Genomic DNA, 13,411 nt, shown 5'->3' with positions numbered 1-13,411 from the left:
GCGAAGGTGCACCGTGCGATGCAGGGATCGGGTGGTTAGGGACGATGGCGGTCCCGCCACAACGGAGGCTGCAGTCATGAACGCCGAACGCAGAATCGTCGTAGGTGTGAATGGATCGGTGTCGGCGAAGGCGGCGCTGTGCTGGGCCGTCGAGCAAGCCGAACTCACCGGCACCGCGGTGCACACCGTGATCGCCTGGGAGCTCCCCGTGTTCTACGGCCTGGTCTGCAGTTGGGAGGGAAAACCGGTGCCACCGGAGGAATTCGAGGAGAACGCGCGCCTCGACCTCGACCGGACCGTGGACCAGGTCGAGCGCGAGACCGCCACAGAGGTGGAGATCCGGCGCGAGGTGCGCTGCGGTCGTCCGACGCAGGTGTTGCTGAAAGCCGCTGACGGAGCGGAGTTGCTGGTACTCGGCGACCCTGGGTACAGCGTCTTCTACGAAGCGCTGTTGGGCTCGGTGGGCCGGCGCTGCGCCGGGCACGCCCGTTGCCCGGTTGTTGTCGTACCACAATGGATACCCGTCCCTCGCAGAGCGATCCCTTCCTATGAGAGCGCGCGTGAAATCTGACCGTTGAGGATGTACGTCTGTTGATCGTGTCTGTCTCTCGGCCCGCCGGATGGAAATCTGCGGCGGTGCATGCGCCTGTGGCGTTGTCGCCGGGGCGTACAGGTGCTGCGCTCCCGGGCAGCCACGAACGCTGCCCGCACGCATCTGCCCTGCCCCGCACGAACTCGTCGGCGCGCATCAAAGGCGTACCATCGAGGGCTCTCGAGAGCGCCTCGGTAATGCATCGTCGAGAATCGCCTTCCGCGTTCGAGCAGTCCACAAGGACACCCGCGGTTCCACTCGTGGCCGCACAGGCACCGTTCGACACCGATCCCCGGCCACTGGTTCGATCTCTATTGCAGCAACCTGAAACATCGAAGATGCTCTGTAGTGAACGCCGAATTTCGAGGTTTCGCTCTCGAAATTCAGTGGGTCACGTTGTCCGGGTGCTGCCCGCTCATCGGGCGCAGTCAACACTAGGAGAAAAAGTATGAAGTGGGAAACTCCGGAGTACACGGTCATCGAGGTGTGTGCCGAGGCCACCGGTTACTTCTACCGGGGCTGACGGCCGGGATCGAAGCACCGTGTTGCTCTATTTCTCGTAGTCGCGGCAGGTGTCGGATATCTGCGACGGGACTACGCCCGCGGCGGCGCAAGGCCCCGGATCCGGAAATCGGATCGGCGCAGGGGCCTTGCGTCACCCGCGGAAGAAGGATTCGGCGGAGTTGCACCGCCATTCTCTCAACATTTGAACAGGCCAAAGAGAGTGACCTGTCGAACAGGTGATCGGTAATGTCCCGCATAATATTCACAGCCACCCACTACGCGGCCCTGGACGCGGTGAACCAGGGAAAAATCTGTTATCACAACGGGCTCCTCCAGCCCGCACTCGGCTATGACTGGGTGACGGGTATTACCTGCCCCATGACAGATGATCTACGTCAGACCCTCCGCGATCTCTGGATTACGGATTTGATCGACATCGACACGCACCATCTGTTCGCCCTACGAGGTCACCGGGTAGTGCTCACGATGAAGGGCTACCGCACCCTGCGCGACTGGTCCGCTCTCGGCCGGCGCGAGTTCGCGGCGTAGCGAAGTTCCGGTGGGCCGCCGGCCGAGTCCGCCAACGTTTCACTTGCCGAAAGCCGCCTTCGCGGAGTAGATCGACGGCGCAGAACCCATTCCGGTGCCCGGACAGTCCTGCAGTGCGGATTCGGGGAATGACCGAAACATCTCTCCGGTGAATCCGCGGGTAGGGTAAACCCTTTTCGAGGTGGTTGCAGATGGCTCTTGAATTTCTCCCGCTTTTAGCGCTGGCTTTTGGTCTCTGTATCGACAACTTCCGGTCGGCGATCGCTATCGGTACCATTCCCTTCGGCTGGCGTCGCGCTGTGCAGATTGCCCTCATTTTCGGTATATGGGATGCACTGTCTCCCCTGGCAGGAGGATTCATCGGCCACTACGTAGGGGAGTTCATCGGTTCGGGTGCAGATTACATCGGATCTATCATGGTGGGGGCATATGGGCTGTATCTTCTGGCCGGGGCACTCCGGAACCCTGAACCAGAAGAGGTAGATCATCCATGGGTGACGCTCTTCGGTATGCCGCTTTCGCTGAGTATCGACAATTTTATCGCTGGGGCCAGCCTGGGGTTTGCCGGGTTTTCTCTTGTGATCCCGATGATCACTTTCGGCGTCGTGACAGCGGTCATGTCATTGGCTGGGTTGTGCCTTGGACGTATGGCTGCCAATGTTGTCCGGATCCGGTCCGACCTGTTTAGCGGTATCTCGCTCGTGGGTGCGGCGATTTTGCTACCGCTGGTATTCAGCTGAACGCCGGGCATGAGCGGCCACACGCTTGAGGAGTCGAAGCCGGTTGGCCCTTGCCATGTCGGTGAGCCCGTTTCGCCGTCCATGTCAGCCAGTTTGCCGGTCTGCGTGCGCTGGAAGCCGACGTTGTCGTCGATGACGGTGCGAGGCCCGACGGGAATCCTCTTCGGCTGCTTCGCGTCGAGCCGGACGAATTCGAAGCCGCCGTTCCAGACGGTGCGCAGTACCTCCTGGAGGAACGCAGTGGTGAGCTGCTCGCCGGCGCAACGGCGGTAACCGAACCCGAACGGCGCGTAACCCGCCGAGTCGCATACCGGGTACGGCGTGCCGTCGACGACGCCGTAAACGGCCCGAAGGCGCTGTTGGTCAGCTCCGCCCGGCGGCCATCACTGACGGCGAACGGTGCGGGCGGGAACGCGGTACGCCTCGTTGCGAAGCGGGTCACCCTGAGCAGGGCCCTGGGGGTCCACGGGCGAGTCGCTCATGTCATTCCTCGCAGTGTTCGGTGCTGGCACCGCACCGGTGGCTGCTACCGGCTCGACCTGATCCTGTTCGGTGTCTGCTTGCTGGGTTTCAGCGGAGCCGGACTCTGCGGTCTGGGCGGCGTGGTGGCGTTTGAGGGCTTGGTTGAGCAGTTCGACTGAGAGCAGTAGTGCTAGCGGTGGGCAGGCGGCGACGGCGATGGCGAAGGTGTTCAGCTCGGATGCGGAGGCGATGTTGGCGCATAGCGACAACGCAATTCCCAGCATGAACGACAGCCATGCCTTCCACTGTCCAGCAGCACCGTGGTCGTGGGTCTTCCACAGCTCGATGGTGGAGATCAGTAAGAGGCCATCGACGACCAGTGGCCAGAGTGCCGCGGTGGTCTTGTCGGCGCCGTATCGCAGGGCAAATTGGTGTCCGTGGCGGTAGGAGACGTAGGCGGCGCCGACGGCGTCCTCCTCGGCTTCGGCGTAGGTCCGACCGGTGCGTTTGGCGTCGAGGGTGAAGTTGCGGTGCATTCTCGGTCCGTCCACTGGGCCGGGGGACAAGGTGTTCACCGATATCCCGGCCGGGCCGACCTCGTGTGCCAGGGTGGTGGTCAACCCGATCACCGCGAGCTTCGACGCGGCGTAGGGGGTGCGCCGGGCTAACGGCCGTTTTCCGGACACCGAGGCCAGGTTGATCACGTCTCCGGCGCACTTGGCGACCATCGCCGAACTTGTGGGCGCGCACGTCGCCGGAGCGGGCGTGGCCCTCGAACGACTCGACTCTGGCTGCGCGGCCGCATAGCTCGCCGAGTGCTGCGCTGGAAGGTGCCTTCGCCGAGGAACAGTGCGCCGTAGTTGCGCATCTTTTCTGGAGGACTTCGCGAGGGTTCTCGGTGAGGATCTGCACGTGCTCGGAGGCGTACCTATCTGCGAGTGTGTAGGCGGCGTCGAGGTTTTCGACGATCGCGACCTCACCGTGGTCGCGCCACGCGAGCCCGGCGAAGTCAGCGGTGGGCATGCCGGGCAGGATCTCGTCGATGAGCTCGATGACGCGGCGGCCGAGTTGTTCGGAGGTCGTGATCAGCACGGCGGGGGAGTCCGGGCCGTGCTCGGCCTGGCTGAGCAGATCCACGGCCACGACGAATGGGTCGGCGTGTTCGTCGGCGATGATCAGTACCTCGGTTGGCCCGGCGAACAGGTCGATCCCGACCTCGCCGAACAGTTGGCGTTTGGCCTCGGCGACGTAGGCGTTGCCGGGTCCGGCGAGCAGGTCGACCTTGCCGATGGTTTGGGTGCCGACCGAGAAGATTGAGAAGCACCTGCTCGCTTCACGCGGTGTCGGTTGAGTCCACTTTCGACAGCCAGCGGAACGAACGCCGCGGCGCATAACGACTCTTGTTCCCATCCAACAACGAGAGAATGGGTCTCGCTAAACGTAGAACTGTTCGAACTCGCGGTAGGTGCTTGCCGCGTTCGCCGGCGCACCCGGCTGTGGCTCGAGCCGGTTTGCGGCCGCGCTACTCCTCGCCCATGAGTCCCGTCGTAGGTCTTCGCCACGAGTGCCCCTTCATTGATGTGCTCCGGGCGCCCTGAAGAGCGCGAAAGAAGTGATTTGACGCGCCCGGCGACCCGGCTGCGCGTGGATCGAGGTGTGCGGGGTGGCGAGAGAAGCGGTGTTCGTGACCGCTTTGACACTGCGACGCGGTTCGGCCTGAACGGTCCTGGGGGGCACCCATTCGGGCGAGGCGGGGCGGTCAAGGCGTGGTCTTTGCTGACGTCGACGACCTAGAGGAATCGCATCTTCGCTGCTCCTTGCTTTAAAGCGACAGTTATGTAGGATTGAGCGCCATCAGGTACGTGCAGCAGTCGTACCTCCTTCGACCGCCAAAGGAGCAGCGCAGTGTCGGTCACGCGAATGGCGCTCGTCGGACTCGGGGCAACGGGGCTCGCCATCGGCGGGTCGCTGGCGAACCGGGTCGACTGCGAGCTCGTCGGGGCGGTGGACAAGAACCCTGACGTCGGAGGGAAGGACCTAGGTGACCTCCTCGGGCTCGGCCCACTAGGGGTGGAGGTGGTCACCGACATCGAGCTGCTCCCCGACGTCGACGTGGCGGTGGTCGCCACGACGTCGGACCTCGTCCAGGTCGCCGGCACCCTGATGCCGTTGCTCGAGCGGTCGATCAACGTGGTGAGCATCTGCGAGCAGCTCGCGTTCCCCTGGCAAAGTCATCCGGAACTCGCGTCGGAACTCGATGCGGCGGCACGGGCCCACGGCGTCACGGTGCTGGGCACCGGAGCGAATCCGGGTGTCCTCATGGACACCCTGCCGCTGCTGCTGAGCGTGTTGACCCAGAGCGCCAACCGCGTCGTGGTGCGGCGGCGGACGAACATGTCGCGTTACGGCGCCATCCTGTCGAAGTTCGGGCTCGGACTGGCACCCGGGGACTTCGCCGCCGAGCGCGAGGCCGGAACTGTCATCGGGCATGTCGGTTTCGAGCAGGCGATCGCGGCGGTCGCCGCCGGACTGGGCTGGCAGCTGGACGAGATCGTCGTCGACGGCGTCGAACCCGCCATCGTGAGCAGGTCCCGGCGACAGGGGGCGCACGCGGTGATCGAGCCCGGGACGATCTCCGCGGTCACCCATCGGGCACGTGGCCTGTGCGGCGGTGACGCGGTCATCGATCTGGAGATCATGTTCGGCTTCTTCGACGACAGCGACGACGTCCAGCCCGGCGACGAGTACCGCATCGAGGGGGGCGACCAGGTCATCACCTTGGCTTCCGCTACGGGGTTCGAGTCGTTCCTGAGCACGATCGCCGCCGCGGTCAACGTGGCGGCAGCGGCGGTGGACGCACCCGCCGGGTTGCGTTCGATGGGTGAGCTTCCCGTGCTGACGCTGGCGTCGAAGGGGACGCGGATGCGAGTGGAGGCGATCTCGTGAGGCACAGTTTCCAAGCCTTGTCGCCGGCGCGTTTCCTCGCGCGCTCGGCGGCGGTCTACGGGGACCGCACGGCCGTCATCGACGGCGAGTTCCGGGTCACTTACGCCGAGCTGTACCACAGGGCGAAGCAACTCGCCGGGGCGTTGGTCGACCTGGATCTGCGCGCCGGTGGCCGGGTCGCGGTGCTCGCCACCAACAGGAACGAAATGCTTGAGGCGCACTACGGAGTTCCGTTCGCCGGCGGCGTCATCGTGCCGATCAACACGCGGCTCGGCGCTGCGGAGATCGCCTATATCCTGAATCACTCAGGCGCCGACATCGTGATCACTTCGGAATCACTGGCGGACCTGGCCGCCGCGGCAGTCGCTCGGAGCCGGCAGGTGATCACCGTTGTCCGCACCGGTGAAGGATATGAACGTGCGCTCGCTCAGGCCACGCCCTACGAGGCAGTGGTCAGCGACGAGCTGGGGCCGATAGCCATCAATTACACCAGCGGCACAACGGGTTCTCCCAAGGGCGTGGTCTACACCCACCGCGGTGTCTACCTTCAATCGCTGGCCATCGCGTTCCACGCAGGCCTGATGGCGGAGTCGTCTTATCTGTGGACCCTGCCGATGTTCCACTGCAACGGGTGGTGTTTCACCTGGGCCGTCACCGCGGCCGCCGCGACGCACGTGTGCCTGGACAAGGTCGACCGGCGGGTGGTGTGGTCGGCGATCGAAGACCACGGTGTTACGCACATGTGCGCCGCTCCCACCGTGCTGTCGACACTGGTCCCGCCTGATGAGGCCGGCGAGATCGGCGACCGGTCGATCTGGGTCGGGGTGGGCGGAGCACCGCCCGCGCCGGCGGTGCTGGCCCGGGCATACGCGCGCGGGTTGCATGTGACCCATCTGTACGGCATGACCGAGACCTACGGCCCGGTCGTGATCAACCAGTGGAAGCCGGAGTGGGATCAGCGCCCGGCCGAGGAACGAGATCGCCTCTCGGCGCGACAGGGCGTCGGCAACATCGTCTCCGAGCGGGTGCGTGTCGTCGACCCGGCCGGCGCCGACGTGCCCGCCGACGGTGCCACGATCGGCGAGATCGCGTTGCGCGGTAACAACATCACGCCTCGCTACTTCAACGACCCGGCTGCCACCGAGGCAGCCGTCCCGGACGGTTGGCTACGGACAGGGGACCTGGCCGTGCGCCATCCCGACGGTTACCTCGAGATCCGTGATCGCGCCAAGGACGTGATCATTTCGGGTGGGGAAAACCTCACCTCGGTGGAAATCGAGCAGGCGCTGTTGTCGCACCCTGCGGTGATCGAGGCGGCCGTCGTGGCGCGGCCAGACGAGCACTGGGGCGAGCGTCCGGTGGCGTTCATCGAGACCGCGGCCGGCACCCAGGTGAGCGAGACCGAGCTTCGCGAGCACCTGCTGGCTCGCATCGCTCGGTTCAAGGTGCCGGACGCGTTCGAGTTCGGCACGCTCCCCAGAACCGCGACGGGGAAGATCCAGAAGTTCGTGCTCAAGCAACGGCTTCGCGCCGCTTTCGCGACGGATGAGCCGGACCGGGTGGACACCCGGTAAACGGACACCGGCGGCATGATCCCGGACTTCGCCCCAACCAGCACACGCACAGCCGAGACCACGGGGTCTCGGTCCCATCACGGAAAAGGAACGTGACATGACCGACGCGGAGATTCGCACGCGCAACCTTGTCGACGGGGAACTGGTCGGTGCACGCAGCGGCCGCGAGCTCGAGGTAATCGAGCCGGCCACGGAGGCCGTCCTCGCCCAGGTTCCGGCGAGTGATGCCGAGGACGTCGAGGCGGCGGTGACCGCGGCGACGAAGGCTTTCAAGTCGTGGAAGCGCACCACGCCGGGGGAGCGGGCGGACAGGCTGCTCGCGCTGGCCGCTGCCGTCGAGGCCGACGCCGAGCATCTGGCCACCCTGGAGTCGCGTAACGTCGGCAAGCCGCTGCCGGTGGCCCGCGAGGAAATCGGGTTCGTCGTAGACAATCTGCGGTTCTTCGCCGGCGCCGCCCGTTGCCTGGAGGGCCGCTCGGGCGGGGAGTACCTGGCCGGGTACGAGTCCTATGTGCGACGCGAGCCGGTCGGCATCGTCGCCGGCATCGCACCCTGGAACTATCCGCTGCTGATGGCGACGTGGAAGTTCGCCCCGGCTCTCGCGGCGGGCAACTGCAGCATCCTCAAGCCGTCCCGGCAGACGCCGCTTTCCGCGCTGCACCTGGCGTACCTGGCGAAGGACGTGCTGCCTGCGGGTGTGCTCAACGTGCTCGCTGGTAGCGCCGGAGACTTCGGTGACTCGCTGATCAGCGACCCGCGGATCGGCATGGTGTCGGTTACCGGCGATACGAGCACGGGCAAGCACGTCGCCCGCACAGCGGCGGAGCACGTGGCGAAGTCGCATCTGGAGCTGGGCGGTAAAGCGCCGGTCGTCGTGCTCGACGACGCCGATGTGGACGCGGTCGTCGCCGGGATCGCGCTCGCCGGCTACGTGAACTCCGGGCAGGACTGCACCGCCGCTTGTCGGGTGATCGCCACTCCGGGCGTCTACGGCAAACTGGTTGAGCAACTCGTTCCCGCCGTCGAAGCGCTGAAGATGGGCGACCCGGCCGAAACCGAGGATCTCGATCTCGGGCCGGTCATCTCGGCGGCGCATCGTGACTCGATCCTGGGCATCCTCGGTCAGACCAACGGCAAGATCGCCACGGGCGCCCGCAAACGTGGCGGCAAGGGCTTCTTCATCGAGCCGACCGTCGTCCTCGAACCCAGCCAGGACGACGTCGTGGTGCAGCGCGAGCTGTTCGGCCCGGTCGTTTCGGTGCAGCAGGCCCGTGACGAGGACCAGGCGTTCGAGTGGGCCAACGACGTCGATTTCGGACTCGCCTCCTCCGTCTGGACCCGCGACGTCAGCGCCGCGGTCCGCGCTGCCCGCGAGCTGGACTTCGGCTGTGTGTGGGTCAACGACCACATCCCGGTCGTCTCCGAGATGCCCCACGGTGGGTTCAAGCAGTCCGGCTACGGCAAGGACATGTCGGTCTACGGGCTCGAGGAGTACACCCGCATCAAGCACGTCATGACGAAGTTCGCCTGAGAGGAAAGCAACACGTGAACGACAAGCAGGAATCCCAGGCGTCGGCCGCTGACACAGGGGTGCAGTCGGGCAACGATTCAGCCAACGGGTCCGGTAACGAGGTCGACCTCGCTATGCCGAAGCGCCTCGGTGACGTGGAACAGGCCTTCGTAGAGAAATGGCACGAGAACGCGACCGGCTGTTTCTCCTCGGGACACAAGTTCTGCCGCGAGGTCTGCCCGGTCACGCAGGTGACCCGCAACGAGAATCACACCCCGACCGCGTTCCACGCCAACGTGATCGCCCTGGAGAAGGGGCATCTGAGTGTCGAGGACGTCGCCGACGACTACGTCCATTGCACCCAGTGCGGTGGTTGCGAGGTGCGGTGCCCCAACACGCTGATGGTCGGCGACTTCTACCGGGCACGGACCGAGACGGTGAAGGTCGTGCGCGCCATGCGGGCGATGCTGGTGGACAAGGGCCTCGACCGTGAGGGGTGGAAGGTCTGGAACCGGCTGACCAACGAGCTGAAGAATGAACCGGTCCTCGGTGTCGAGGGCGATCAGCCCAACGGTCAGGCGCAGGTTCGGGACTGGGCCGAGGGGCTGAACATCCCCATCGGCGGCGAGACGATCATGTTCGTCGACTGCGAGGCCGCCTACTACCGGACGTCCGTGCCGCGTGCCACCGCGCAGATCCTGCAGAAGGCCGGTGTCGAGTTCGGGCTGATGAACGAGCAGTGGTGCTGCGGCGGTCCGGCTGCGGAAATGGGTTATGTCGAGCAGTCCATGCGGTTCGCCCGCCACAACGTCGATGACTGGCGACGTTCGGGGGTCAAGCGGATCATCGCGATCGAGCCGCACGACTACGTCCACTTCACCGAGGACTACCCGGCCTACTTCGGTGCGGAGTTCGATTTCGAGGTCGTCCAGATCATCGACCTCGTCGCCGAACTCATCCGGGACGGCCGCCTCGAGCTGGTTAACCCCATCAACCGGGTGGCGACTTACCACGACCCGTGCCGGCTCAACAAGCGCAAGGGAATCCACGAAGCGCCGCGGGAGATCCTGCGCGCCATCCCCGGGCTGGACTTCCGTGACGTCGACCGCGTCACGCAGTGGTCCTACTGCTCAGGCGGCGGTGGGGGTCTGCCCATCGAGAAGCCGGAGATCACCGCCGAGATCAGCCGTCGACGCCTGGAGCAGGCGACGACGTTGGACGTGGACCTGCTCGTCAGCGCGTGCGTCTGGTCCGAGCGGCCGCTTACAGCCGCGGGTGACGAGGCCGGTATCGAGGTGCGCGACATCATCGAGCTGGTCGCCGAGTCAGCCGGCATCGAGGTCGGTGGGAGGACCAGGGCATGACCGCGACCGTCAGCATCAGCAGCGAAGTCATCCAACGGCTTGAGGAGATCGTCGACGAGCCGGGCGCGGTCCTGACCGGCCGCTCCAGCAGGTTCAACCGCGCGCGGGTGCCGGCGCCCTTCCCGGTGCACCGGTGGGAGGAGTTCCTGCCCGACGTGGTCGTGTTGCCCCGCACGACGGAGCAGGTTTCGCGGATCGTCAAGCTGGCAAACGAGTTCAAGGTTCCGATCGTGCCGCGGGCCGGTGGCACGGGTCTGGCCGACGGCGCCGTTCCGATGAGGGGCGGGATCCTCGTCGATGTGAAGCGGATGGACCAGGTGAAGGAGATCGACCTGGTCAACAACGCCGTCACGGTCGGGCCCGGCATTAATATGCAGACACTCAACCGGCACCTCAAGCCGCACGGGGTGATCTATCCCGACGATCCGGCGTCCTACGCCTGCGCTCTCGTTGGTGGCCGGATCGGCACGAGTGGGCTGTCCCTGCTCGGGGCGCGCTACGGCCACACCCGCGACCTGGTGATCTCGTTCGAGATGGTGCTCCCGACTGGTGAGGTCATCGAGGTTGGCGACGGTGGCGGGCGCAAGATCCGCAAGTCCTCCACCGGGTACCACCTCAAGCACCTGTTCATGGGCCACCAGGGAACCTTGGGCATCGTCACCGAGGCGACGCTGGAACTGGTTCCGCGCGCCGAGACCGAGTTCGCGGCGTTCTTCCTGTTCGAGGACTACGACACGGCCTACCGCACCTTTTCTCTGCTCGCGAAGAGCGGCTTGGCCACCCTGGCCGGGGTCATGCTCTTCGACCCCGAGAAAGTCGAGTACCTGCGACGCGACGACGAGGCATACATCGTGCAGCCGGAGTGGGTGAAGGCCGTGTGTGCGGTGTCGCTGCTGGGGACCCGCGCCGAGGTCGAACCGGCGCAGAAGGTCGTGATGCAACTCGGACGCAGCCTCGGTGGCCGCTACATCGGCGACGAGATCGCCTCGGGCGACTGGGCAGCGCGCCACGACCGCTACGCGAACCCGCTCCACGGCCGTGATGCGGACGGCAACGTCATCCCGATGTCGTGGCACTGCGAGGACGCGGCGATCCCCTACAGCGAGGTTCCCGAGGTGCTGCGCAAGTGGCACGAGATTGCGCGCCGCTACTGCGAGCAGTACGACATCTTCGACGACTGGGGAGCCTTCGCCTACACCAACGCGCCGCACAAGCCCTGGGGAGACATCCTCCTCGAAATCGACATGGGGTTGTGGGAGGACCGCATGGACGAGGCGTCCTGGAACGCCTTTGTCTCGCTCAAACGCGAGATCGCACAGGTCGCGATCGAGCACGGAGGCTCCATGTCGGCCTGCCACGGAGCCACCCGTGCTGGTGATGCGGAACTGGTGCCGACCGAGATGGGCGCGTCCTGGGAAGTCATGAAGACGATCAAGAGGGCGCTGGACCCGAACAACATCATGAACCCTGGCAAGCAGAGCCTCGACGAGGCGTACCCGGATGGAGCTCGGTCGTGAGCAGCAGCCCCTACCGGTTCGGCCGCTACGTGCCGTCCGAACAGGTCCCCCCTGAACCGGAGCGCGTCACCGACCAGGTCGTGCACCGCTTCGAGCATGTCTTCGAGGTCGATCCCGAACGGATGACCAGGTTCCGGCAGCAGAAGATGCCGGCCTGGGACACCAAGCGCATCGTCGCCGCCAGGTGGGATCACCTCGACGCAGTACACCGTGAGTTCGCCGACGAGGTGCTGCTGGCGGGTGAGGGGCCGGAGCCCGGCCCGCCGTCCGGTCCGGATCAAGGCAAAGGAGCCAACCAGTGACCATCAAGGCAGTCGTCTACGGTGTCGGCGCGATGAACTCCATCGCGACGCGCCTGCTCCTGGACAAGGGCGTCGAGATCGTCGGCGCGATTTCGCGCAGTGAATCCAAGGTCGGCAACGATCTCGGCGAGGTCACCGGCATCGGCCGGAGCCTGGACGTGGTGATCAGCAACGACGCCCACGAGGTGTTCGAGCGGACTCGACCGGACGTCGCGGTCATCGCCGTCAACAGCTACATGACCGATGCCGTGGAGCAGCTGCGGGCTTGCGCCGAGCACGGCGTCAACGCCGTCACCCTCTCGGAAGAGGCCCTCTACCCCTGGCAGACCTCGCCCGAGATCACCCGTGAGCTCGACGGGATCGCCAAGCGCACCGGCGCTACCCTCACCGGCACCGGCCACCAGGACACCTACTGGGTGAACATCGTGGCGTTGATGATGGGCACGGCGCATCGCATCGACTCCGTGACCGGGCACGCGAGCTGGAACGTTGACGACTACGGCCCGGAGGTCGCCGGCGATCAGCAGGTCGGCAAAACCGTCGAAGAGTTCGACGAGTGGCTCGCCAGTGCCGAGCGCCCGCCCACCTTCGGGCGCAACGTGCTCGACGCGCTGGTCGCCGACACGGGGCTGACGGTCAAGTCCGTCACGACCAACACGCGTCCCGACATCGCCGAGACGTCCATGTTCTCGCGGGCGCTGCAGCGCGAGATCCTCCCCGGCCAGGTCATCGGCTTCACAGACATAGACGAGATCGTCACTACCGAGGGGCCCGTGTTCAACTTCGAAATGTCCGGCCGCGTCTACGGCGCGGGCGACGGGGACATCAACGAGTGGGAGATCAAGGGCGAACCCGACCTCGCGCTGTCCAACGGGACGGTGCCGACCCAGGTCACCACCTGCACCCAGCTGGTGAACCGGATCCCCGACGTCATCGCCGCGCCCGCTGGCTTCGTGACCGTGGAAAAGCTGCCGCGGCTGCGCTACCGCACCTTCCCCCTGCACACCTACCTAGGCAGGTGAGCGATGACCGCGACCTTTTTCTCGGCGGACTTCGGCGAGCAGGTCGACAGGACGCGCTCACGCAGAACCTGCTCTACATCCTGTCGTCGACGGCGGTTGTCCTCGCTCTGCTCGGGCTGATCCTCATCGACACGGGTCTGGTCAGGCGGCAGAACGTGCTCACGACGAGCATCCAGAAGATCATCGGGTTCCGGTCGGGCAGCTGGTGGTCGCGGCCGTCTACACCTTGGTCAACCGCCGCGGTATCGACGACGCGAAAGTCTTCCGGCTGGCCTGCGCTGCCATCGTGGGTGACCTGATCGTCCGCGCGCTCGCCTGGGGCACTCCTA

The 13,411-nt window shown here is 65.6% G+C and carries 12 protein-coding genes and 1 pseudogene; 11 read left to right on the top strand and 2 right to left on the bottom strand.

Annotation, left to right across the window (positions count from 1 at the left end; translation table 11 throughout):
• Positions 1-76: 76 nt before the first annotated feature.
• The 3 genes from AB0I53_RS18810 (at position 77) to AB0I53_RS18800 (ending at position 2,385) form a co-directional block, all read left to right on the top strand.
• Positions 77-571 carry a universal stress protein gene (locus AB0I53_RS18810; RefSeq protein WP_358604101.1) on the top strand — a complete coding sequence of 165 codons (495 nt, stop codon included), beginning with the start codon at positions 77-79 and terminating at the stop codon, positions 569-571.
• 771 nt (positions 572-1,342) lie between these two features.
• Positions 1,343-1,645 carry a hypothetical protein gene (locus AB0I53_RS18805; RefSeq protein WP_358604098.1) on the top strand — a complete coding sequence of 101 codons (303 nt, stop codon included), beginning with the start codon at positions 1,343-1,345 and terminating at the stop codon, positions 1,643-1,645.
• Between the two features lie 191 nt (positions 1,646-1,836).
• Positions 1,837-2,385 (top strand): manganese efflux pump, encoded by a 549-nt coding sequence (locus AB0I53_RS18800; protein ID WP_358604095.1) that lies wholly within the window; start codon positions 1,837-1,839, stop codon positions 2,383-2,385.
• Positions 2,386-2,768: 383 nt separating this feature from the next.
• Here AB0I53_RS18800 and AB0I53_RS18795 read toward each other — a convergent pair whose 3' ends face one another.
• Both AB0I53_RS18795 and AB0I53_RS18790 read right to left on the bottom strand, forming a co-directional pair.
• A complete protein-coding gene (locus AB0I53_RS18795; RefSeq protein WP_358604092.1) occupies positions 2,769-3,551 on the bottom strand; it encodes an SDR family NAD(P)-dependent oxidoreductase in 783 nt (260 codons plus the stop codon).
• Positions 3,552-3,777: 226 nt separating this feature from the next.
• Positions 3,778-4,239 (bottom strand): annotated as a pseudogene (locus tag AB0I53_RS18790) (histidinol dehydrogenase); the annotation flags it as partial.
• 513 nt (positions 4,240-4,752) lie between these two features.
• Here AB0I53_RS18790 and AB0I53_RS18785 point away from each other — a divergent pair.
• The 8 genes from AB0I53_RS18785 (at position 4,753) to AB0I53_RS18750 (ending at position 13,381) form a co-directional block, all read left to right on the top strand.
• Entirely contained in the window at positions 4,753-5,793 is a 1,041-nt protein-coding gene (locus tag AB0I53_RS18785) for a hypothetical protein (RefSeq protein WP_358604089.1), read from the top strand.
• On the top strand, positions 5,790-7,367 hold the full coding sequence (locus AB0I53_RS18780) for an AMP-binding protein (RefSeq protein WP_358604086.1): 1,578 nt from the start codon (positions 5,790-5,792) through the stop codon (positions 7,365-7,367). Before AB0I53_RS18785 ends, AB0I53_RS18780 begins: the two co-directional genes overlap by 4 nt.
• Positions 7,368-7,464: 97 nt before the next feature.
• The gene (locus AB0I53_RS18775; protein WP_358604083.1) at positions 7,465-8,898 is read left to right on the top strand and encodes an aminobutyraldehyde dehydrogenase; all 1,434 of its coding nucleotides are present in this window, start codon (positions 7,465-7,467) and stop codon (positions 8,896-8,898) included.
• Positions 8,899-8,912: 14 nt separating this feature from the next.
• Positions 8,913-10,241 carry a (Fe-S)-binding protein gene (locus AB0I53_RS18770; protein WP_358604080.1) on the top strand — a complete coding sequence of 443 codons (1,329 nt, stop codon included), beginning with the start codon at positions 8,913-8,915 and terminating at the stop codon, positions 10,239-10,241.
• Positions 10,238-11,758, top strand: a complete 1,521-nt coding sequence (locus AB0I53_RS18765) for an FAD-binding oxidoreductase (protein WP_358604077.1) — start codon at positions 10,238-10,240, stop codon at positions 11,756-11,758. Before AB0I53_RS18770 ends, AB0I53_RS18765 begins: the two co-directional genes overlap by 4 nt.
• Positions 11,755-12,060, top strand: a complete 306-nt coding sequence (locus AB0I53_RS18760; RefSeq protein WP_358604074.1) for a hypothetical protein — start codon at positions 11,755-11,757, stop codon at positions 12,058-12,060. Before AB0I53_RS18765 ends, AB0I53_RS18760 begins: the two co-directional genes overlap by 4 nt.
• Positions 12,057-13,082, top strand: a complete 1,026-nt coding sequence (locus tag AB0I53_RS18755) for a hypothetical protein (protein ID WP_358604071.1) — start codon at positions 12,057-12,059, stop codon at positions 13,080-13,082. The genes AB0I53_RS18760 and AB0I53_RS18755 overlap by 4 nt, the downstream gene beginning before the upstream one ends.
• The gene (locus tag AB0I53_RS18750; RefSeq protein ID WP_358604068.1) at positions 13,079-13,381 is read left to right on the top strand and encodes a hypothetical protein; all 303 of its coding nucleotides are present in this window, start codon (positions 13,079-13,081) and stop codon (positions 13,379-13,381) included. Before AB0I53_RS18755 ends, AB0I53_RS18750 begins: the two co-directional genes overlap by 4 nt.
• Positions 13,382-13,411 lie beyond the last annotated feature (30 nt).

This window comes from Saccharopolyspora sp. NPDC050389 (genome assembly GCF_040655595.1).
Classification (GTDB): Bacteria; Actinomycetota; Actinomycetes; order Mycobacteriales; family Pseudonocardiaceae; genus Saccharopolyspora.
The sequence above is the reverse complement of the archived record's forward strand: the minus strand, read 5'-3'. Positions and strand labels throughout refer to the sequence as shown.